This window comes from Shewanella avicenniae (genome assembly GCF_017354945.1).
Taxonomy (GTDB): domain Bacteria; phylum Pseudomonadota; class Gammaproteobacteria; order Enterobacterales; family Shewanellaceae; genus Shewanella; species Shewanella avicenniae.
On sequence record NZ_CP071503.1, the window covers coordinates 1,251,322 to 1,273,227 of the forward strand.

The 21,906-nt window shown below is 48.0% G+C and carries 24 protein-coding genes; 21 read left to right on the forward strand and 3 right to left on the reverse strand.

The annotated features are described in order from the left end of the window. Positions 1-9: 9 nt before the first annotated feature. The 10 genes from rppH (at position 10) to JYB87_RS05565 (ending at position 8,645) form a co-directional block, all read left to right on the forward strand. On the forward strand, positions 10-531 hold the full coding sequence (gene rppH, locus JYB87_RS05520) for an RNA pyrophosphohydrolase (RefSeq protein ID WP_207355894.1): 522 nt from the start codon (positions 10-12) through the stop codon (positions 529-531). A gap of 26 nt (positions 532-557) precedes the next feature. Beyond that, the gene (gene ptsP / locus JYB87_RS05525) at positions 558-2,792 is read left to right on the forward strand and encodes a phosphoenolpyruvate--protein phosphotransferase (protein ID WP_207355895.1); all 2,235 of its coding nucleotides are present in this window, start codon (positions 558-560) and stop codon (positions 2,790-2,792) included. 57 nt (positions 2,793-2,849) lie between these two features. Next, entirely contained in the window at positions 2,850-3,650 is an 801-nt protein-coding gene (locus tag JYB87_RS05530; RefSeq protein WP_207355896.1) for a sulfite exporter TauE/SafE family protein, read from the forward strand. Between the two features lie 34 nt (positions 3,651-3,684). Then, entirely contained in the window at positions 3,685-4,521 is an 837-nt protein-coding gene (gene lgt, locus JYB87_RS05535) for a prolipoprotein diacylglyceryl transferase (RefSeq protein ID WP_207355897.1), read from the forward strand. Beyond that, positions 4,522-5,316 (forward strand): thymidylate synthase, encoded by a 795-nt coding sequence (thyA, locus tag JYB87_RS05540; RefSeq protein ID WP_207355898.1) that lies wholly within the window; start codon positions 4,522-4,524, stop codon positions 5,314-5,316. Positions 5,317-5,437: 121 nt separating this feature from the next. Further along, positions 5,438-6,613: a Na+/H+ antiporter NhaA gene (gene nhaA / locus JYB87_RS05545; protein ID WP_207355899.1), complete on the forward strand. Its 1,176-nt coding sequence runs from the start codon at positions 5,438-5,440 to the stop codon at positions 6,611-6,613. Next, a complete protein-coding gene (locus tag JYB87_RS05550) occupies positions 6,610-6,993 on the forward strand; it encodes a hypothetical protein (protein ID WP_207355900.1) in 384 nt (127 codons plus the stop codon). Before nhaA ends, JYB87_RS05550 begins: the two co-directional genes overlap by 4 nt. A gap of 13 nt (positions 6,994-7,006) precedes the next feature. Then, on the forward strand, positions 7,007-7,906 hold the full coding sequence (nhaR, locus tag JYB87_RS05555) for a transcriptional activator NhaR (protein WP_207355901.1): 900 nt from the start codon (positions 7,007-7,009) through the stop codon (positions 7,904-7,906). 72 nt (positions 7,907-7,978) lie between these two features. Next, positions 7,979-8,230, forward strand: a complete 252-nt coding sequence (locus JYB87_RS05560) for an FAD assembly factor SdhE (RefSeq protein ID WP_228729953.1) — start codon at positions 7,979-7,981, stop codon at positions 8,228-8,230. Next, positions 8,217-8,645, forward strand: coding sequence for a protein YgfX (locus JYB87_RS05565; RefSeq protein WP_207355902.1), 429 nt, complete (start codon positions 8,217-8,219; stop codon positions 8,643-8,645). The genes JYB87_RS05560 and JYB87_RS05565 overlap by 14 nt, the downstream gene beginning before the upstream one ends. Here JYB87_RS05565 and nadB read toward each other — a convergent pair. Then, a complete protein-coding gene (gene nadB, locus JYB87_RS05570) occupies positions 8,642-10,252 on the reverse strand; it encodes an L-aspartate oxidase (protein WP_207355903.1) in 1,611 nt (536 codons plus the stop codon). The genes JYB87_RS05565 and nadB overlap by 4 nt on opposite strands. Before the next feature lie 201 nt (positions 10,253-10,453). On the opposite strand from nadB, the gene rpoE reads away from it, so the two are divergent. The 11 genes from rpoE to acpS all read left to right on the forward strand — a co-directional run bounded on the left by rpoE (position 10,454) and on the right by acpS (position 19,594). Continuing rightward, the gene (gene rpoE, locus JYB87_RS05575; RefSeq protein ID WP_207355904.1) at positions 10,454-11,032 is read left to right on the forward strand and encodes an RNA polymerase sigma factor RpoE; all 579 of its coding nucleotides are present in this window, start codon (positions 10,454-10,456) and stop codon (positions 11,030-11,032) included. Between the two features lie 27 nt (positions 11,033-11,059). Then, positions 11,060-11,671 carry a sigma-E factor negative regulatory protein gene (locus JYB87_RS05580; protein WP_207355905.1) on the forward strand — a complete coding sequence of 204 codons (612 nt, stop codon included), beginning with the start codon at positions 11,060-11,062 and terminating at the stop codon, positions 11,669-11,671. A 10-nt stretch (positions 11,672-11,681) separates the two neighbouring features. Continuing rightward, positions 11,682-12,617: a MucB/RseB C-terminal domain-containing protein gene (locus JYB87_RS05585; protein ID WP_207355906.1), complete on the forward strand. Its 936-nt coding sequence runs from the start codon at positions 11,682-11,684 to the stop codon at positions 12,615-12,617. 10 nt (positions 12,618-12,627) lie between these two features. Then, positions 12,628-13,107, forward strand: coding sequence for a SoxR reducing system RseC family protein (locus JYB87_RS05590; RefSeq protein WP_207355907.1), 480 nt, complete (start codon positions 12,628-12,630; stop codon positions 13,105-13,107). A gap of 114 nt (positions 13,108-13,221) precedes the next feature. Then, on the forward strand, positions 13,222-15,012 hold the full coding sequence (gene lepA, locus JYB87_RS05595) for a translation elongation factor 4 (protein ID WP_207355908.1): 1,791 nt from the start codon (positions 13,222-13,224) through the stop codon (positions 15,010-15,012). Between the two features lie 144 nt (positions 15,013-15,156). Beyond that, entirely contained in the window at positions 15,157-16,074 is a 918-nt protein-coding gene (lepB, locus tag JYB87_RS05600; protein WP_207355909.1) for a signal peptidase I, read from the forward strand. Further along, positions 16,074-16,754 (forward strand): ribonuclease III, encoded by a 681-nt coding sequence (gene rnc / locus JYB87_RS05605; RefSeq protein ID WP_207355910.1) that lies wholly within the window; start codon positions 16,074-16,076, stop codon positions 16,752-16,754. The genes lepB and rnc overlap by 1 nt, the downstream gene beginning before the upstream one ends. Beyond that, complete coding sequence (gene era / locus JYB87_RS05610; RefSeq protein WP_207355911.1) at positions 16,751-17,740, forward strand: GTPase Era; 990 nt, start codon at positions 16,751-16,753, stop codon at positions 17,738-17,740. The genes rnc and era overlap by 4 nt, the downstream gene beginning before the upstream one ends. Before the next feature lie 6 nt (positions 17,741-17,746). After that, a complete protein-coding gene (gene recO, locus JYB87_RS05615) occupies positions 17,747-18,412 on the forward strand; it encodes a DNA repair protein RecO (protein WP_207355912.1) in 666 nt (221 codons plus the stop codon). 67 nt (positions 18,413-18,479) lie between these two features. Then, a complete protein-coding gene (gene pdxJ, locus JYB87_RS05620; protein WP_207355913.1) occupies positions 18,480-19,217 on the forward strand; it encodes a pyridoxine 5'-phosphate synthase in 738 nt (245 codons plus the stop codon). 2 nt (positions 19,218-19,219) lie between these two features. Next, entirely contained in the window at positions 19,220-19,594 is a 375-nt protein-coding gene (acpS, locus tag JYB87_RS05625; RefSeq protein WP_207355914.1) for a holo-ACP synthase, read from the forward strand. Positions 19,595-19,672: 78 nt separating this feature from the next. On the opposite strand, the gene JYB87_RS05630 is transcribed toward acpS, so the two are convergent. Continuing rightward, positions 19,673-20,962 (reverse strand): HlyC/CorC family transporter, encoded by a 1,290-nt coding sequence (locus JYB87_RS05630; RefSeq protein WP_207355915.1) that lies wholly within the window; start codon positions 20,960-20,962, stop codon positions 19,673-19,675. A 96-nt stretch (positions 20,963-21,058) separates the two neighbouring features. Beyond that, positions 21,059-21,847: a cytochrome C assembly family protein gene (locus tag JYB87_RS05635; protein ID WP_207355916.1), complete on the reverse strand. Its 789-nt coding sequence runs from the start codon at positions 21,845-21,847 to the stop codon at positions 21,059-21,061. Positions 21,848-21,906 lie beyond the last annotated feature (59 nt).

The following is a 21,906-nucleotide window of genomic DNA, read 5'->3' on the forward strand; positions in this document are numbered from 1 at the left end:
GGAGTCCATGTGATTGATAGCGATGGTTTTCGCGCTAATGTGGGCATAATTATTTGTAATAAGATCGGTCAGGTGATGTGGGCTAGACGATATGGGCAACATTCCTGGCAATTTCCCCAAGGGGGAGTGGATGATGGCGAGACCGCTGAACAAGCGATGTATCGAGAATTATTCGAGGAAGTTGGGCTGTTACCTGAACACGTTCAAATCCTAACATCAACCCGATCTTGGCTACGCTATAAATTGCCGAAGCGCCTTGTACGACAGGACAGTAAGCCAGTCTGTATTGGCCAAAAACAAAAGTGGTTCTTGCTGCAGTTGAAGTCTCAGGACAATGCTGTGAATCTTAACGCATGTGGTCATCCAGAATTTGATGATTGGCGCTGGGTGAGCTATTGGTATCCGGTGCGGCAGGTGGTGTCTTTTAAGCGCGAAGTGTATCGCAAAGTGATGAAAGAGTTTTCCGCTACTACCTTGGCGTTGCAGCACCGCGAGCCAAGACGACGAAATCGTAGTCGCAATAGTCGCTAGCTTTATCAAAGAGTCAGGGGGAGCCGTTGTTAAACACGCTCAGGGATATTACCCAAGCAGTTGCTGGGGCTAAAGATTTAGACGCGGCGCTTGAACTGCTGGTGAAGCAGATTAAGTTGGCGATGGCTACCGAGTGTTGTTCTATCTATGTGTTAGATAACAACGAGCTAGTGTTATCGGCAACCGACGGTCTGAAGCCTGAATCTGTGGGTAAAGTGCGCATGCCTTTATCCGAAGGCTTAGTTGGTTTAGTGGCCGAGCGTGAAGAGGCGATCAATTTAGCTGATGCGCGTCAGCATCCGCGCTTCAAATTATTCCCTGAAGCGGCAGAAGAGGAATATCGTGCCTTCCTCGCCGTTCCTATCATTTATCAAAAGCAACTGCTGGGCGTTATTGTGGTTCAGCAGGCCAGTTCGCGTCAGTTCAACGAAGGTGAAGAAGCCTTTTTGATGACCCTTGCCGCGCAGCTCGCCATGGCGGTGCGTGGCTTGAAGCAAAAATCCGGTGTACAGCATCGTCGTGCGCAAGTGCTTTTTAATGGGACACCAGCGTCAAATGGTATCGCTATTGCCAATGCGTTAGTGTTGGGCGGTGATATCTCGCTTGAGCAACCCGAGCAACGCTGCGCAGATGTTACGGCGGAAAGAGAACGCATTCTGCAGGCGATTTCCCGTAGTCGTAATAATTTAGCCAATCTGGCACAACGTTTTGATCGTGAACAAGATCAAGAAGTTGTCGCTATCTTCTCTGCCTTACAATTACTACTCGAAGATTCAAGTCTCGGTGGCGAATATCTGCGTGAGGTTGAAGAGGGCTGGCAGGCCGAAACCGCCGTCAGTCGCGTATCGCTGCGTTACATCAAGCAATTCCAAGCGATGGACGATGCTTACCTTAAAGAGCGTGCCAGTGATATTCGCGAACTTGGTACCAAGGTTTTACGGCAACTGATTGAACCTGGCCAGCTAGAACTGGACTCAGATCGCCCCATCATTCTGGTGACTAAAGAAGCCGATACGACATTACTGGCAGAGTTTCCACGCGGCAAGCTGGTGGGGATTGTCACTGAATTAGGCGGGGTCAACTCACATGCGGCGATTCTTGCGCGGGCGATGGGGATCCCCGCGTTAACGGGGGTTCAACAGGTCTTAGCGGCTAACATCAACCGTAAACTGTTGGTACTTAATGCCACTCGCGGTAGCTTGATGGTGTCACCATCACCTTCGGTGATCAGTGAATTTAGACTGTTGATGAACGCCGAAAAGGCGTTGCAACGGCAATATGTGCAAGAAATCCATCTGCCTGCAGAAACAACCGATGGTCAGCGGATCAAACTGTATTTGAATGCGGGCTTGCTGAGCGGATTGGAATCGGAAATTGCCGATGGTTCTGACGGTATTGGGCTGTACCGCACTGAAATTCCCTTTATGTTGCAGCAGCGTTTTCCGAGTGAGTCGGAACAGATTGCGGTTTACAAACAGGTGCTGCAGGCGGTTAACGGTCGTCCAGTGACGATGCGTTCGTTAGATGTGGGTGGCGATAAACCGTTACCTTATTTTCCGATTAAAGAAGAAAACCCGTTCTTAGGCTGGCGCGGCATTCGTCTGTCGCTGGATCATCCCGAGCTGTTTTTGGTGCAAATCCGTGCGATGTTGCAAGCGAACGGTGCGGGAACACAACTGAGTGTGTTGTTGCCTATGGTCAGTAATCTCGAAGAGATTGACCATGCCTTGGAATATTTTGAACAAGCCTATCAAGAGCTTAAAGCGGACGTAGATCCTAATTTAAGTCGGCCAAGAGTCGGCATTATGTTAGAAGTGCCGGTGCTGTTATTCCAGTTGGAGGAAGTGGCCAAACGGGTCGATTTTATCTCGGTGGGGAGTAACGATTTAACCCAATACTTGCTTGCGGTTGACCGTAACAATCCGCGAGTAACATCGCTGTTTGATAGCTATCATCCTGGGGTGCTGCGCTCACTGAAAAATGCTCACGAACAGTGTGTTGCCTATGGCCTAGAGAGCAGTGTGTGCGGCGAGATGGCGGGGGAGCCTGCTGGCGCATTGCTGTTAGCTGCCATGGGATATCGTCACTTAAGTATGAACCAAGGCAGTTTGGCCCGGATTAACTATTTGCTGCGGCGCGTTAGCCTAGAAGAACTTAAAGCGTTGTTACAAGAGGCGATGTCAAAGCGTAGTGGGCAAGATGTTCGCGAATTGCTTCGCGAGTATTTGGCTCAAAAAGATTTAGCCGCCATTTTAAACTAATGGTTTTCCACCACCGAGACTAACTTATTAGGGTGCCGATGCCTCGGCATAAGATACATGGAACTTATACAAATATTTGTTGTTTGCGCCCTGCTTGGTTCAATCGTGGGTTTCTCTGCTGGCTTATTGGGGATTGGTGGCGGTCTAATTGCAGTGCCCGCATTACTGTATATTCTTCCTTGGGCAGGAGTACCGGCGCAATCTATTCCCCATGTTGCGATCGCAACCTCCTTGTCCGCCATTATTCTCACTTCGTTTTCTTCTGCTCGTGCGCATCATAAGCGGGGCAATATCGAATGGTCACTGTTTTTGCCTATGTTGCCGGGGACGGCGGTTGGGGCTCTGTGCTCTGGTTTTATCGCTGAACTTATTGCCGGTGAAGACCTCAAAAAAGGGTTCGCGGTGTTCGTTATCCTGATGTCGATTAATATGGCATATCCGGTCAAACCTAAGGCAGAAGGGCGTAAATTACCGCCATTTCCAGTGCTGTTCATTGCATCAGCCATCATCGCTGTGCTGTCAGCCTTGATGGGGATTGGCGGAGGAACCTTAATGGTGCCGTTTCTTTGTTTCTGTGGTTTAGAAATGAAAAAAGCGGTCGGATTTTCCTCAGCTAACGGCCTTATCATCGCACTGTGGGGCAGTTTAGGGTATGTTATCGCCGGCTGGAACATTCAAGGGATGCCAGCGGGCTCGTTTGGTTACATTTATTTGCCAGCGTTGGTAGGCATTGTGGCAACGTCGATGCTGATAGCGCCGTTGGGAGCTAAAGCTGCGAGCACTTGGCCAACAGCAGTGCTGAAGAAAACCTTTGCGGCATTACTGCTCGTTGTCGGCCTAAAACTTATTTTAAGTTAACGACTTATTCTTATACCAGGAAGTACAAAATACTATGGCATTGCAGTTTCCTGACATTGACCCAATTATCGTAAAATTTGGTCCGTTTGACCTTTTCGGACATTCTTTTGAGCCCGCATTGCGCTGGTATGGCTTTATGTATCTGGTGGGCTTTGTCGCAGCGTTAGTGTTACTGAATCGCAAAGCTGATCGCAGTAATGGCCTGTGGACTCGGGATCAAGTTTCTGATCTGTTGTTTTATTGCTTTCTTGGGGTAATTCTCGGTGGTCGTATCGGCTATGTGCTGGTGTATCACTTTGATTATTTTCTTGCAGACCCGTTTTATCTGTTAAAAATCACTGAAGGTGGCATGTCATTCCATGGCGGCTTGGTTGGGGTGATTTTGGCAATGATGTTTACTGCCTTTAAACGTAAGTGTAGCTTTTGGGCGGTGTCCGATATTGTGGCTCCAGTGGTGCCGATTGGCCTAGGCGCTGGCCGAATTGGCAACTTCATTAATGGTGAGTTGTGGGGCAGAACCACCGATGTTCCTTGGGGAATGGTGTTTCCTAGCGGTGGTCCGTTGCCGCGTCATCCATCACAGCTGTACCAGTTTGCGCTCGAGGGCGTCGCACTCTTTCTGTTGCTTTATTGGTTCAGCAAACGTACGTCAAAAGCGGGTGCTGTGTCAGGGATGTTTTTGCTCGGTTATGGTATTTTCCGCTGCGTGGCGGAGTTAGTTCGCCAACCAGATACACAGATGGGCTATTACTGGTTTGGGTTGACTATGGGGCAAATTCTGTCGATCCCGATGATCCTGTTTGGTCTGTACCTGATTTTGAGAAAAGATAAACATATTGCCGCGACTAAGCCGGTGAAAGGAAAGCAATAAATGCGACAATACCTTGATTTAATGCAACATGTGCTTGATAACGGTGCGGTGAAAACTGACCGCACTGGCACAGGTACTCGTTCTGTATTTGGTTATCAAATGCGCTTTGACTTGAGCAAAGGCTTCCCGTTGGTCACCACCAAAAAGTGCCACTTACGCTCAATCATTCATGAACTGTTGTGGTTTTTGCAGGGCGATACCAATATTGCTTACTTGAAAGAAAATAATGTCTCTATTTGGGACGAGTGGGCGGATGAAAATGGTGATTTAGGCCCAGTGTACGGCGCGCAATGGCGTAGCTGGCCGACCCCTGATGGCCAACACATTGACCAAATTACCCAAGTGATTGAGCAGATTAAGCAACAGCCGGATTCGCGTAGGCTGATCGTTTCAGCGTGGAACGTAGCTGAGTTAGATAAAATGGCCTTAGCGCCGTGCCATGCGTTTTTCCAGTTTTATGTGGCAGACGGTAAACTGTCTTGTCAGCTGTATCAACGCAGTTGTGATATCTTCCTAGGGTTGCCGTTTAACATTGCAAGTTACGCATTGCTGACCATGATGGTGGCACAACAATGTGATTTGGCATTAGGCGAGTTTGTCTGGACGGGGGGAGATACTCATTTATATTCCAACCACTTAGAACAAACTGCACTGCAGTTGAGCCGTGAACCGCGGGCGTTGCCTACCATGACTATTCTGCGTAAGCCCGATTCAATTTTCGATTATCGTTTCGAAGATTTTGAGCTGAGCGGCTATGATCCGCACCCGCATATTAAAGCCCCTGTTGCTATCTAATGTTCTTTTCTAAAGTGCCAGTTAACTCGGAAAAACCGAGTTAACTGGCAAATTCTTTCGATTATTACTGTTTATCTGGCTTGGCTATACTCAATTAATTGTTGAGTTTTGGAGTCAAGTAATGGAAAAGGCTATTCGCAACTTTCTTAGCCAAGAGTCGGCTGGGGGGATCTTGCTACTCGTTGCAGTGGCGCTCGCGATGTTGTTCGCCAATACCCCGTTAGTCGGTTTGTATCAGGGAATGTTAGATACACCGCTGCAAATCCGTCTCGGTGCTTTAGATATTAACAAGCCATTGTTACTGTGGATTAACGATGGTTTGATGGCACTGTTCTTTCTGCTTATCGGCCTAGAAGTGAAGCGCGAGCTATTAGAAGGCGCGTTATCGAGTGTAGCTAAAGCGTCTTTGCCGACATTTGCCGCAATCGGCGGCATGTTGTTCCCAGCACTTATTTACGCGGCTTTTAACTATCATGATGAATTCACCTTAGGTGGTTGGGCAATTCCCGCTGCCACCGATATCGCCTTTGCCTTAGGTATCATGGCGTTGCTGGGTAGCCGCGTGCCTGTGGCCTTGAAAGTGTTCCTGTTAGCCTTGGCTATCATCGATGACCTTGGCGTGATCGTCATTATCGCCTTGTTCTATAGCGCTGACTTGTCGGTCACCAGTTTAGTGATTGCCGCCGCGGCAGTTGTTGGCTTGATTGCGCTCAATCGAAAAGGGGTGACTTCACTTGGTGCTTATGGTGTTGTTGGCCTCATCTTGTGGGTTGCGGTACTGAAGTCCGGTGTGCACGCCACGCTTGCTGGCGTCATTATTGCCTTTGCGATCCCGCTGCGCGGTAACAATGGACATTCACCGTCAGAGCACTTGGAGCACAGTCTGCATCCTTGGAGTAATTTCGTTATTTTGCCGCTGTTTGCATTTGCAAACGCGGGGGTGTCGCTTGGCGGTGTATCGGCAGAAAGTTTGATATCACCGGTACCAATCGGCATTGCTTTAGGCTTGTTATTGGGTAAACCGTTAGGGGTGATGCTGTTTAGTTTCGTTGCGGTGAAGCTACGATGGGCTGAACTACCTGAAGGTATCGGTTGGCGTCATATCGCGCCCGTAGCTGTGATGTGCGGTATTGGCTTTACCATGTCGATGTTTATCGCCTCGTTAGCATTTGAACATGGCGGCGTAATTTACGGAGATCTAGCACGGCTAGGCATTTTGATGGGGTCAATGGTAGCTGCGGTGGTTGGCTATCTATGGTTATCCAAAACATTACCAGAAACCGGAGGTCGAGTATGAAAGCATGGCTTATAGGCGCAGGGTTGATGGTGGGAATGCTTCCCGCTGCACAGGGTTCACAGTTGGCGGCATGTAAAACGGAGGTCACATCAACAGCCTGTGCCAGTTACTTGGAAGGAATGGTGGATGGGGTGCTGCTTTACAAACCCAAAGCTGTGGGGGCTCGTTTAGACAGTGATGACTACGCCTCGCGTGCGCTCAAGTATCGAGGCGGTAAACGCTACCAAGAGGCCAATCGACAATACTGTTTAGACCGTCTGCCTGAGCGCAATAATTTAGTGATGGCGCTTGTCGAAGGTTTTGAATCAGGTACCATCGTGTCTCAGGAATCTTTAGAACAGGCAGTGTTTAGTCTGGTTGATTGTCAGCGTATGAATTAGCACAGGAGGCGGGATGTCGCATTTGAACTATAACCATCTTTATTATTTTTGGATGGTGAATAAGAAAGGTTCTGTGACCAAAGCCGCCGAAACACTTTGCTTAACTCCGCAAACCATTACTGGGCAGATCCGCGCCTTTGAGGAACGTCTTAACGGCGCGGTTTTTAAACGTAATGGGCGCAAATTAGAACCCACAGAACTGGGTGAACTGGTATTTCGCTACGCCGATAAGATGTTTGCCCTGTCGTATGAGATGCTTGATGTACTGAACTATCGTCAAGATAACAGTGTGTTGTTTGAGGTGGGCGTTGCAGACGCCTTGTCTAAAACGCTGGTGGGCAAAGTCTTGATGTCAGTGATGCCGCTCGATGGCACCACAAAAATTGCCTGTTACGAGGCAACTCATGAAGGACTGATGGAACGCTTACGTGCACATAAACTTGATGTGATTTTATCGGACTGTGCTGGGGACTCGTTAAAGTACACCGAGATTCTGTCAAAAAAATTGGGTGAGAGTGATATCGCCTTTTTTTACCACCTACCGATGGCTAGGCCATTTCCCGCCTGCTTACTTGATGCGCCGTTATTAATTCCAAGTAAAAAATCGTCACTCGGGCAGCAGTTATATCAATGGTTTGATGAGTTAGATCTGTCCATCACAATTGCTGGTGAATTTGATGATGCGGCGATGATGCGCGAATTTGGCTATATGGGGCGGGGGATTTTTGTCGCGCCTGCGATTTACACCCAAGATATTGTCGCACGTGGCATGCAGTTGCTGGGCACTGCGGCCGAAATTAAAGAAGAGTACCATCTGATTTTTGCTGAGCGTATGATTCAGCATCCATCGGTTAAGTTATTGCTGAACAGTGATTTTACCGGATTGTTTTCAGGTCACGATTCGCCGATTTGAAACTTTGGGTTAATCGACAGCGTAAATCAGTACGAGTAAACTGGGTTCAGCGTTAATCACTGGAGTTTGTCAATGACGGAACAGATGAGTTTTGCTCGTGTTAGATGGGCATGCCGTCGTGGTATGTTGGAGCTGGATGTGTTATTCCAGCCTTTTGTAGAAAATCACTATCAAGCGATGTCAGAAATGGATCAAGCGACATTTGTTCGCCTACTGGAATGCGAAGATCCTGAGTTGTTTGCCTGGTTTATGGGCCATAAACAATGCCCTGATGCGGAACTGGCTGAGATGGTTGTGCGAGTTCGCGGGCGTGCAGCGCCATAGTTTTCATTTAGCATCATCATTATGCCAGCAGTTGAGTTTTCTATTGCTGGCTGCTGCGCTGCTCAGTAGCTTCTGGCTTTGGCCTGATATCAAAGCAGCATTCTATCTCCCTCTAAAATATCTACTATTTACAGCAGTAGTCATTGCACTAGTGTGGCAGTTTAGGCAGCTTAAAAAATGGCAACTGACATTTTCCCTCGATGAATATGGCAGGGGCCTTCAGCCCAGTGGTGCGCAGTTCTCGGTGGGAGACAAGCTGTGGGTGTCACCTTGGTTGACGATCTTTTTTATGCAAAAGGATGGACAAAAACTGCCCATCCTTTTATTTGCGGATATGTTCAGTGGTGATGATTATCGTCATCTTTGCCGATTACTGCTGAATCGACGCCCATCACCCACCCAACCAGAGATTTAATCTGGCTGTAGAATTGACGGTTTCGGGTTGTCGATTTTGTTCGGATAATCGATGTTGTAATGTAAGCCGCGACTCTCTTTGCGTTGCATTGCACAGCGAATGATTAATTCCGACACCTGCACCAAGTTACGAAGCTCAAGTAAGTTGTTACTCACTCTAAAGTTGCTGTAATACTCATCAATCTCTTGTTGCAGCATAGTGACCCGGCGCAGCGCACGCTCAAGGCGTTTGTTGGAACGTACAATCCCTACATAGTCCCACATAAACAGGCGGAGTTCATGCCAGTTATGGGCAATGACCACTTCTTCATCAGAGTTAGAGACTTTGCTTTCATCCCAGGCGGGAATATCTACTTCTTGCGCTTGCTTGGTTAATTGACTTTCGATGTCCTGCGCCGCTGCGCGCGCGAAGACTAAACATTCAAGCAGTGAATTACTGGCCAAGCGGTTTGCACCATGTAGCCCAGTGTACGCAGTCTCACCGATGGCATATAAGCCATTGAGATCAGTTTGACCGTGCAAATCGGTCATCACACCACCGCAGGTATAATGCGCGGCGGGCACGACTGGGATCGGCTGCTCAGTAATATCTATGCCTAATTCGAGACAGCGGCGGTAAATGGTTGGGAAATGCTTTTTAATAAACTCGCTATCTTTGTGTGAGATATCAAGATAGACACAGTCGGCGCCGAGCTTTTTCATTTGATGGTCGATGGCGCGCGCCACAATATCCCGTGGCGCTAATTCAGCGCGTTCATCATACTCAGGCATAAAGCGAGTACCGTCTGGGCGTAGTAGGTAGGCGCCTTCACCGCGCAACGCTTCTGTCAGCAAAAAGTTTCGCGCTTCGGCATGATATAAACAGGTTGGGTGAAATTGGTTAAATTCCATGTTGGCCACTCGACAGCCGGCACGCCACGCCATAGCGATGCCGTCACCCGAGGACACATCAGGGTTCGAGGTGTATTGATATACCTTAGATGAGCCGCCGGTTGATAACGCCACAAAACGCGCTTTGATGGTTTCAACCCGTTCTTGTGCACGATTCCACACATAAGCGCCTAATACCCGATTGCCTGAGCGACCAAGCTTACGGGTGGTAATCAAATCCACTGCGTTGTAGCGTTCAAGGACGGTAATATTTGGATGTGATTTGGCTTGCTGCTGCAGCGTGGTTTGCACTTCTTTGCCGGTTGCATCGGCCGCATGCAAAATGCGTCGATGGCTGTGACCACCTTCTTGTGTCAGGTGATAGTGGCTTTCATCAATCGTACCGTCTGGATGTTCGTCTTTATCGAACGCAACACCGCACTCTATCAGCCATTGCATCGCGGCTTTGGCATTCTCGGCGGTGAAGGTCACCGCGGCTTTATCACACAAGCCCGCACCAGCGACCAAAGTGTCAGCCACATGGGATTCTATGGTATCCTCGACGTCGAATACTGACGCAATACCCCCTTGTGCATAATAGGTCGAACCTTCATTAAGTGGGCCTTTCGATAATACAGTGACTTTACAGTGCGGAGCGAGATGTAACGCAAGTGTCAGACCGGCGGCACCACTGCCAATGATCAACACGTCTGTGAGGTGTTCAACGGCTTGTTTCATGGGGTATTATGGATTGTTTATGTGATTCGTATAATCCTATACCAACAGAGAGTTGATAAGTAACTCTTTTGTTTTTGAAAACAGATTTCAAAAAATTAAAAGATCATTAAGAACTTTTTAAAAAGGCGCTGGTCTACATACCTGAATGTAATTCGAGCGACTGAGAAATCAGCATTTTAGATTTGGGAGAAGTCGGCTCGAATGAGTGGACAGATAAGTGATCAACAACTCGTTGAACGAGTGCAACGCGGCGATAAGAATGCATTTAACCTGCTGGTACAGAAATACCAGAGTAAGGTAATCAATTTAATATCGCGTTATGTCCGCAACCAAGCGGATGTGGCAGATGTGGCGCAGGAAGCCTTTATTAAAGCTTACCGAGCATTGCCCAATTTCCGTGGTGAGAGTGCGTTCTATACTTGGTTGTACAGAATTGCTGTGAATACAGCGAAGAACCATCTGGTATCTCAAGGGCGGCGAACGCCGAGTAATGATGTTGATGCCGATGAAGCAGAGTTTTATGACGGTAGTGATGCCCTAAAGGAGTTTGCTTCTCCTGAACGGTTAATGTTGTCAGACGAAATCAAGAAAGTCGTGTTTGACACCTTAGAGTCACTGCCCGAAGAGTTAAAAATGGCGATATCTTTACGTGAGCTTGATGGTATGAGCTACGAAGAGATTGCCAATGTGATGGATTGCCCAGTAGGTACTGTTCGTTCACGTATTTTCCGGGCGCGTGAAGCCATCGACAAAAAACTTCAGCCGTTGCTGGAGCGATAACCATCAATCTAACAGGTGAGTTAAGTAATGGAAAAATTTGGTCAAGAGTGGGTCTCTGCGGTAGTGGATGGTGAAACCGATTCACACGCCCTAGCTGAGCTTGCTAGCGACAAAGCTTCTCATGAAAAGTGGCGCAATTACCATATGATTGGTGATGCGATGAGAGGTGAACTTCCAGAGACAATTGATTTGGATCTTACTGCGCGTATCGCTGAAGCCATTGAACTAGAGCCAACAGTGATTGCACCTGTGACCCAAACTGAAGTGCAACCTGCCGCAATCGTGGTGCAGGGCAATACCGCCAAAGTGGTGCCGTTTTACAAGCAGTTTGGTCAATACGCGATTGCCGCGACCGTGGCGATGATGGCGATTGTTGGTGTACAAAACATGAATCAAGAGCAAGCGGCGCCAGATACTGGTGTGCCTGCACTGGTTACGCGTCCGCTGCTTGGTAGTGCATCACCTGTGAGCTACCAAGGCCCTGCGGCTCAGCAACAAGGTTACACTAATGAGCAGTTGCGCGACCAAAGCCAACGCATCAATAGCTACCTGCAAGATCATTTATTACAGCAAAGATTGAATGCAGCAGCCGTTGTGAATAACAATAAAGAGGAAACTCCAGCTCCGGCAAACCGTTAAGGAATTATTTTTGCGCGCTGTTATCCTGCTATTAATTGCGTTTGTTGCTCCTGTCTTTGCACAAGAGCAACTTACCGCAGAAGCTTGGCTCGACAATATGAGCCAAGCTTTGCATCAAAAACAGTTCAAAGCCTCCATTATTGAACTCGAAGCCGATCAAATCCGCCCAATTATCTACATGCATGGTGTAGTCAATAACACCGAAGTGGCGTTTTTAGAGCATTTAAATGGCCTAAAACGAAATGCAGTGCGAGTGGGTGATACCGTGACTTACCTCGAACACGAGCAGCAGGTTTATAGCATTCATGCTGATCGAATTCCTGGCATTATGCCGGATGCGTTTGCGGGGAATACCGCTGAACTCGTTGATGGTTACCAGTTGGTGCTTGGTGGTCGTTCACGTCTCGCGGGACGTGTTGGTCAGATGGTGCGGTTGATGCCAAAAGATGAGTACCGTTTCGCAGTCGTGGTGTGGATTGACACTGAAAGCTACTTGCCGCTGCGTTACGACATCATCACCCAAGATAATAAATTGCTCGAACAATTGATGGTGGTTGAGCTGTTTATTGCCGATGAAACACCGTCACTGCTTGAAGATGCGTTCAAGCAAACTTGGCCAGCGGCAATGAGTCCATCGGAGCGCGAAGACGGCCAAAATTGGCAGTTTGATTGGCTCCCCGCTGGCTTCAAAGTTATTGTCCGCGATTCGCACCGGCTATTTAACAGCAAAGAAGCGGTGGAATATGTTGCGCTCACCGATGGTATCAGTAGTATCTCTGTCTATGTGGCGCGAATTGGTGAAGCGCCGTTGCCAGAAGAATTGATCACCCGCGATGGTATCGCCATGGCCACTCGACAAGTTGCTAATCAATATGAAGTGGTAGCGATTGGTAAGGTGCCGAAGGCGACCTTAGTGCGGATCGCAGACAGCATTCGATTGCAGTGAGGACAACATCATGATGGAGCAAGTGGGGAAGGTCATCAGTACCGACGCTGACGGATGGGTCAGAGTAGAAGTACAGATGAAAAGTGCCTGTAGCCACTGCTCTCAAAGTGATTCTTGCGGCACGTCTGCTATTTCCAAAGCGTTTAATCCACGAGTGCAGCAGTTTTCGTTGCCAACCAATGAACACTACGCCATTGGTACCTTGTTAAAACTTGGCTTACCAGAAAGCGTCATATTGAAAGCAGCCGCATTGGTTTATTTGTTGCCGCTGATAGGCTTATTTATCGGCGGTGTGTTGGGCAGTGGGATTGCCGCTTCACTGGACATAAATCTCGATGCAACTAGCGCCTTATTTGCGGTTATTGTGGCGTTGCTTGCTTGGCGTTATGGTAAATATCGTGCAGTGCTCATGGAGCAATCAGCGCAACCGGTTATTTTGGCCAATCTTGGCTGTGCTATTGCTACTGACGGCGTCAATTGCCACTCATAATCTTCTCTTCGTTTTAGGTCATCTCAGCTAATCTGATTGGTATTAATGCGCCGATCGGGTACAATTTCGCACTTTTAGAATTTCTGTCTGATTAGAGTTTTGTCCAGCAGCATAATGAAAAATATTAGAAACTTCTCAATTATTGCCCATATCGACCATGGCAAGTCGACCTTGTCTGACCGCCTTATCCAAGTTTGTGGTGGATTGACTGACCGTGAAATGGCCGAGCAAGTGCTTGACTCTATGGATCTAGAGCGTGAGCGCGGTATTACCATTAAAGCGCAAAGCGTGACCTTGGATTACCATGCCAAGAATGGTGAAACCTATCAATTGAACTTTATTGATACTCCAGGACACGTAGACTTTTCTTACGAGGTATCACGTTCATTAGCTGCTTGTGAAGGCGCATTGTTAGTGGTGGATGCTGGTCAAGGCGTTGAAGCACAAACATTGGCTAACTGCTATACCGCACTTGATATGGATATGGACGTTGTACCTATCCTTAACAAAATTGACTTGCCACAAGCCGAGCCAGAGCGCGTTATTGCTGAAATTGAAGATATCGTCGGTATTGAAGCCAAAGACGCGGTACGTTGCTCAGCTAAAACTGGCGTTGGCGTTGATGAAGTGCTGGAAGTCATTGTGGCGCAAATTCCGCCGCCAGAAGGTGATCCAGATGCACCGCTACAAGCACTGATTATTGACTCTTGGTTTGACTCTTACTTAGGCGTTGTATCGTTAGTACGTATTAAGCACGGTATTCTGCGTAAGGGTGACAAATTTAAAGTCATGTCGACCGGACAGACGCATAACGCTGATCGTGTAGGTATTTTTACGCCAAAGCAAACCGATAAGACTGAACTGAAAACCGGTGAAGTAGGTTTTGTGATCGCGGGGATCAAAGAGATCCACGGCGCGCCTGTAGGTGATACCTTAACGCTGGCCAAAAATGGCGCAGACAAACCACTGCCTGGTTTTAAAAAGGTGAAACCTCAGGTTTACGCCGGTGTATTCACCATCAGCACTGACGACTACGAAAGTTTTCGTGACGCGTTGAACAAGCTGAGCCTGAACGACGCTTCGCTGCAATTCGAGCCAGAAACCTCTTCTGCACTCGGCTTTGGTTTCCGTATCGGTTACCTCGGCTTGCTGCATATGGAAATTATTCAAGAGCGTCTAGAACGTGAATACGATCTAGATCTCATCACCACTGCACCTACGGTAGAGTATGAAGTTGAACTCACCAACGGCGATGTGGTCTATGTTGATAACCCTTCTGAGCTGCCACCACTGAGCAATATTGAAGAAATCCGCGAACCGATTGTTGAAGCTAACATTCTGGTACCAAAGGATTACTTGGGTAACGTCATTACCCTGTGTATTGAAAAGCGTGGTGTGCAAAAGAACATGGTGTATCACGGTAACCAAGTTGCCTTGACCTACCATATTCCTGCAGCAGAAGTGGTGATGGACTTCTTCGACCGTTTGAAATCAACCAGTCGTGGTTATGCGTCGTTGGAATACAATTTTGTGTATTTCCAAGCGGCAGATATGGTGCGCTTGGATGTGTTGATTAACGGTGATCGCGTTGACGCTCTGGCGATGATTCTGCATCGCGAAAACGTGCGTCATCGTGGCTTGGCGTTAGTCGAAAAGATGAAAGAACTGATCCCGCGGCAGATGTTTGATATTGCCATTCAGGCCGCCATCGGTAGCCAAGTGGTTGCACGTTCAACCGTTAAAGCGCTGCGTAAAGACGTAACCGCAAAATGTTACGGTGGTGACGTTTCACGTAAGAAGAAACTGTTGCAGAAACAGAAAGAAGGTAAAAAGCGGATGAAGCAACTGGGCAACGTTGAAGTGCCACAGGAAGCCTTCCTCGCGGTACTCAAGTTGAACGAGTAATCCTTCGCTTCTCTATTACGCTTTTTCATTGCGCCGCGAATTTGCGGCGCTTTGGTTAGTCGACTCAACGGAATTGCTGGGTAGATTAACCAAAGTCGATGAAAAGCCAATTACATTAAGTTATGGCAGGAGACTACTTAATCCATGGCAGCCTATTTCTCGATTTTTTTGGTCATTGTGACCCTCGCGTCTGGCATTATTTGGATGTTAGATGCGTGGCTATTAGCGCCTAAGCGCCGTGCCAGTTTAACCGCTGCAGAGTCACAAACGGCTGGACTGTCTGATGAAAACAAAGCGCATATGTTGCGTGAACCAGCGATTGTTGAAACCGCAAAGTCGATCTTCCCGGTCATCGCCTTCGTCACAATATTGCGTTCTTTCCTGTGGGAACCCTTCCAAATTCCGTCGGGTTCAATGATGCCAACCTTATTGGTGGGCGATTTCATTTTGGTTGAGAAGTTCTCCTACGGCATTAAAGATCCGGTATGGCGGGCTAAGCTGGTGGATACCGGTGAACCTGAGCGTGGCGATATTTTTGTATTTAAGTATCCGCTTGATCCAACTATTGATTACATCAAGCGTGTTGTTGGGTTGCCGGGTGATCGCATCATCTATCGTAACAAGCAACTGTACATCCAACAGGCCTGTAAAGAAGGACAATCACCTTGTCCGCAGCCTGAACAGATCAGCCATAGCGAAGTTAGCCGCGGTGACTTCCTGCAAGATGGTATTCCGCTCATGCGCTATCACGAGCAGTTGGGTGACGTTAACCACGATATTCTGATTAACCCGCTGCGCCCTGAGCCAACAGCATACTATTACCAACAACCTGGCACTGCTGAGGGTGAATACCTTGTGCCAGAAGGGATGTATTTTGCGATGGGTGACAACCGCGATAACAGCACCGATAGCCGTTTCTGGGGCTTTGTGCCTGAAGCCAACCTCGTGGGTAAAGCTGTGTGTATCTGGATCAGTTTTGAGTTTAATCGTAAACCGGATGATGTTCTGCCGCATTGGGTTCCAAGTGGCGTGAGATTCAACCGTATAGGTGGTTTGGAGTAATGGAGCCGATTAAAAATATCGGTCGTTTGTGCCGTACGTTAGGTTATAGCTTTAAAGACGAGTCGTTGCTGTTACAAGCGTTGACGCATCGTAGTGCTGCGAATAATCACAATGAGCGCCTAGAGTTTCTGGGTGACTCAATTTTATCTATCATCATCTCAGATGCGCTGTATCACCAATTTCCAAAAGCCACTGAAGGTGATTTAAGCCGTATGCGCGCCAGCCTTGTGCGCGGTGATACGCTGGCCAAAATCGCTAAAGAGTTCAAGTTGGGTGATTACCTGACGCTGGGCCCTGGTGAACTTAAGAGTGGTGGTTTTCGCCGTGAGTCAATTTTGGCCGATGCGGTGGAAGCTATTATCGGTGCCATCTATCTTGATAGTGAGTTAGAAACGGTGCGTGGCTTACTGCTTGGTTGGTATCAGCAGCGGTTAGAAGAAATTAAGCCGGGCGTTAACCAAAAAGATGCTAAAACCCAGCTGCAAGAGTTTTTGCAGGGTGACAAAAAGCCACTTCCTGAATATGAAGTAGTATTGGTAGAAGGCGAAGCCCACAATCAACGTTTTAAGGTTGAGTGTCGAGTGCAAGATCTGAGTGATGTGGTAATTGGCGAGGGCAGTTCTCGCCGAAAAGCGGAACAACAAGCAGCAGCGCAAGCGCTGGAGTTACTGAAGAAATGAGCAAAACCCCACAAATGCCAGAAAATGAACCGTCGTTAGACGATTTGCTGGCCAAGCTGAACCAGAACGATGAAAGCCCACAATACGATGTCACATACTGCGGTATGGTGGCGATTGTTGGCCGTCCAAACGTGGGTAAATCGACCTTATTAAACCGCTTGCTCGGGCAAAAAGTCAGTATCACCTCACGCAAACCACAAACTACCCGTCACCGCATTATGGGCATTCATACTGACGGTGATTCACAAATTGTGTTTATCGATACACCCGGTCTACACATGGAAGAAAAGCGCGCGATTAACCGCTTAATGAACCGCGCTGCGGCGAGTTCGATTGCCGATGTTGCTATGGTGATTTTTGTGGTTGATGGTCTGGCATGGACTGCTGATGACGAAATGGTGCTGAATAAGCTGCGTCGTGGTGCGAGTGAGCGTAAGACGGTACTGGCGGTGAACAAAGTTGACTTTATTAAAGACAAAGAAGCGCTATTCCCACATCTGGAAGCGTTGCAGCAGAAGTTTGCTTTTGATGAAATATTGCCGATATCAGCAAAAACTGGCACTAACGTGGCTAAGTTGCTGCAATTGGCCAAAGAATGTTTGCCAGAAAGTGTTCATTTCTTCCCAGAAGATTACATCACAGATCGTTCACAACGCTTTATGGCGTCGGAGATTGTGCGTGAAAAGCTGATGCGTTTCTTAGGCGATGAATTGCCTTATGATGCCACCGTTGAAATCGAACAGTTCAAGATGATGGAAAACGGTGTGTATCAAATCAACGCGTTGATTTTAGTTGAGCGCGATGGCCAAAAGCGGATGGTGATTGGTAAAAAGGGCGAGCGTATTCGTACCATTGCCACCGAAGCCCGCATGGACATGGAAAAGCTGTTCGACAACAAAGTATTTCTCGAAGTCTGGGTTAAAGTGAAATCTGGCTGGGCTGACGACGAACGTGCGCTGCGCAGCTTGGGTTATGGTGAAGACTAACCCCTGATGCAACGCGGCTATCTGCTTCATTCCAGCGCTTATCGTGAAAACAGCCAACTGGTGCGGCTGTTGGTCGATAATCTTGGCAGAGTTGATGCCGTAGTGAGGGTAGGATCAGGCAAACGTTCGTTAAAGAGCGTCTTGCAGCCGTTCCAACCCTTACTGTTTGAGTTGTCAGGCCACAGCGATTTGCGCAATATGCAACAGGTTGAAAGTGCGTCCCCGGCAGTTCCGCTGTCCGGGGACGCTTTATATGCGGGCATGTATCTTAACGAGTTATTGATGCGTACCTTAAGTGTCCATCAAAGTGGCGAAAATCTATTTCTGCCCTATCATCGTACACTGCTGCAGTTAGCGCATGAATTTGCCGAACCAACCTTGCGCTATTTTGAAGTGACGCTGATGCAAGATCTGGGGTGTATGCCATCGTTAAACCATGATGCAAGTGGCGAACTCATCGCAACAGACACCCAATATCGCTATCTTATAGAATCGGGATTTATCCGCGGCGAAGGTCGCTACAGCGGCGCCATGCTGGCACGGCTTGCCACAGAATCCTTACGGGATGATGACCTAGTAGGCGCCAAGCACTTAACCCGAACCTTGTTGGCCCCCTTGCTAGGTGAAAAACCGTTAGTCAGCAGACAACTTTTTGCAGGTAGAAAGCGTTAAACTACAAGAATTTCTGATACCGCAAAGGCGTGTATCAGCTGAATACCACTACGAGGATAACAATAAGATGGGCAGGATTTTACTCGGGGTAAATATCGATCATATTGCAACACTGCGACAAGCACGGGGCACTAATTACCCAGATCCCGTTCATGCCGCGGCTGTGGCTGAACATGCAGGCGCAGAAGGCATTACCCTGCATCTGCGTGAAGACCGTCGTCATATCACCGACCGTGATGTGTATGTGATGGCCAAGACCTTAAAAACACGCATGAATCTGGAAATGGCGGTCACGGAGGAGATGCTTGACATCGCCTGTGAAGTTAAACCTGTCTATTGCTGTTTAGTGCCCGAAAAACGTGAAGAGCTCACCACTGAAGGTGGCCTTGATGTCGCCGGGCAACTCGACAAAATGACCGCCGCAGTTAAACGTCTGTCTGACGTTGGGATCAAAGTGTCGCTGTTTATCGATGCGGATAAAACCCAAATCGATGCAGCGGTAAAAGTTGGGGCACCAGTGATTGAAATCCATACCGGTCATTATGCTGATGCAACCACCGATGAAGTGGCTGCAAAAGAGTTGGCGCGGATCACTGAAATGGCGGCTTACGCACATCAGCAAGGCCTGGTGGTTAACGCCGGACACGGTTTGCATTATCACAACGTTAAACCGATAGCGGCTATTCCTGAGTTACACGAGCTAAATATTGGGCATGCGATTATCGCCCGTGCAGCGATTGATGGCTTAGCCAAAGCGGTTGCAGATATGAAGCAGTTGATGCTTGAAGGCCGTCGAGGCGAATAACAGTGGCGATTTTGGGGCTAGGTACCGATATCGTTGAGCTTGCACGCTTTGAAAATATGAGTGAGGCCGGATTGCAGCGGTTAGCCAAGCGGGTACTCACGCCAACTGAACTCACAGTGTTTGAACAGCATGCTCGCCCTGCGCGTTATCTGGCGAAGCGTTTTGCCGTCAAAGAGGCGGCATCCAAAGCGCTAGGAACGGGGATCGGTAACGGCATTTCGTTTCAGCATTTTGAGTCAAGTAATAACAGCTTAGGTGCGCCTCAATTGGTATTTTGTGGGGAAGCAAAACAGCGTTTACCACTGCACGCTAACGTGTGGGTCTCTATCAGCGATGAAAAACATTATGCGGTTGCCACCGTAATAATTGACGGCTGATTTTTAGCACGCGCTGAGAATGAAAAAGGCTTGCATTGCGCAAGCCTTTACTATTTTTAAGCCAACAAAGAGTGCAAGCTATCGCTGAGTTGGATCGTAAAACTCCGGCATCACCCGTACGTTTTTGACCATATTATCTGACACTTCAATAATCTCAATTGGGTAGCCAGCTAAGCGTAAACAGGTATTAGCCGACGGAATATCTTCTAGGTACTCCAAAATTAAACCATTGAGGGTTTTGGGACCATCGGTTGGGAAATCCCAGCCCATCTCTTTATTCAAATCACGAATGTTAATTGTGGCGTCAATGACTAACGTACCATCAGTTTGTGGGGTAATGTCGTCGCTTGGCGCATCAATCATCGATGTAGTGAAGTCACCGACAATCTCTTCCAGAATATCTTCCAAGGTGACCAAACCTTGAATGTCACCGTATTCGTCAACCACCAGACCTAAATGCTCTTTATTTTTCTGGAAATTGGCTAACTGCACGTTAAGCGGAGTGCCTTCAGGAATGAAGTAAAGCTCTTTTACTGCACGCAGCAGAGAGGATTTGGTGAATTGCTCTTTTGCTTGTAAGCGCAGCGCATCGCGCATATGCACGAAACCCACTGCATCATCAATGGTATCGCGGTAGAGCAATACACGCGTGTATGGACTGTTGATAATCTGCTTGTTGATGCTTTTGAAGTCATCGTTGACGTTAATCGCATACAACTCGTTGCGTGGCACCATGATGTCTTCTACCGCCACTTTACCTAAGTCGAGAATTGACAGCAGCATCTCTTGGTGGCGACGCGGGATTAGCGCACCGGCTTCATGCACCACAGTGCGTAATTCCTCTTGGCTCAGCGCATCACTGGTTTTAATCGACTTAATCCCAAATAAACGCAGCATCGCTGAGGTAATCCAGTTCATCATTTTGACGACTGGCAACATGGTGATCAGTAACCATTTCAGCGGCAAACTAGCAGGGAACGCTATTGGCTCTGGGTGTAACGCCGCGAGGGTTTTCGGGGTGACTTCGGCGAAAATCAGAATGACAAACGTTAGCACCAAACCTGAAATCGTCAGCGCCGCTTGTTCGCCAACCACACCATTGAGTAAGCGGGCGCCGATAATTGCCGCTAACTGTGCTGCGAAAATGTTGACGAGGTTGTTGCCGATCAGAATGAGCCCGATGAGACGGTCTGGACGATCAAGTAACTGCTGCGCACGTTTAGCTCCGCTATGGCCATCTCCAGCAAGATGCCGCAAACGGTAGCGGTTCAACGTCATCATTGCGGTTTCAGAACCGGAAAAATACGCAGATATAACTAGTAGCAACGCTAGGATGATGAGCAGCGCGCTGGTCGATATGTCGTCCAAAAAGGGGGCTCCGTGGAATTTAGTAGGCTTAGTAATTACCGAGATTATAAGGTTATGTCAAGGCAGTCATATGACTGCCTTGCATGCAGTGAGCAATTAACTCAGGATGAGTTCTTTAACGATACGCGCACCGAAGTAGGAAAGTGACAGCAGGAATGCACCACTGATGGTGTAAATAACCGCAGTTCTGATGCGGACACCTTTGGTGTATTGTTGCCATAGCATAGTGATGTAAACCAACCACGCCATCGATGACAACACGGCTTTATGACCTTGCGGACCTTTAAACAAACCATCCATAAAGATGAAGCCAGTGGCTAACGATAAACTCAGCAAAATCATGCCGATAATCACCAGATGATAGAGCTGACGTTCTACCGTCATCAGCGGCGGCATCACCGGAGATACCTTAAGTTGCTTAGACTTTAAGCGGTTTTGAATAAACCACAGTTGCACCGCATATAGAGCTGCAATCACTAAGGTGCTGTAGGCCATCAATGCCATCACTACATGCACCAACACTTCTGGGTTTTCCCCAAAATGGCGAATGTATTGCGGTGGTACTAACCACAATAGCGCGACCGAAATAATCGCACAGGCGAAAACAACCGGCACCAAAATAATGGCTTTAACATGCTGCAGTACGATGGTGAAGGTGAGGGCAATAATCCAGCACACTAACGAAATCATATTAGTGAGACTTAAATTCTGACCATCTGCAGTAAATACCACGTTGTATAACGCAAGCGCATGACATACGACACCCACAGCGGCGAGCATCGCCACAGCTTTGCGATTGGGTCCATTGGGATGAAACAGTCGGCTTGTCACCAAAATCAGTGCTATGCCGTAGAAGACCATAGCAACGGCGGAAAATATGACCATCAGACGTTAACCTATCCTTATTGTCAGTAAAACTGTAGCGGGCATAGAAAATTGCGGTG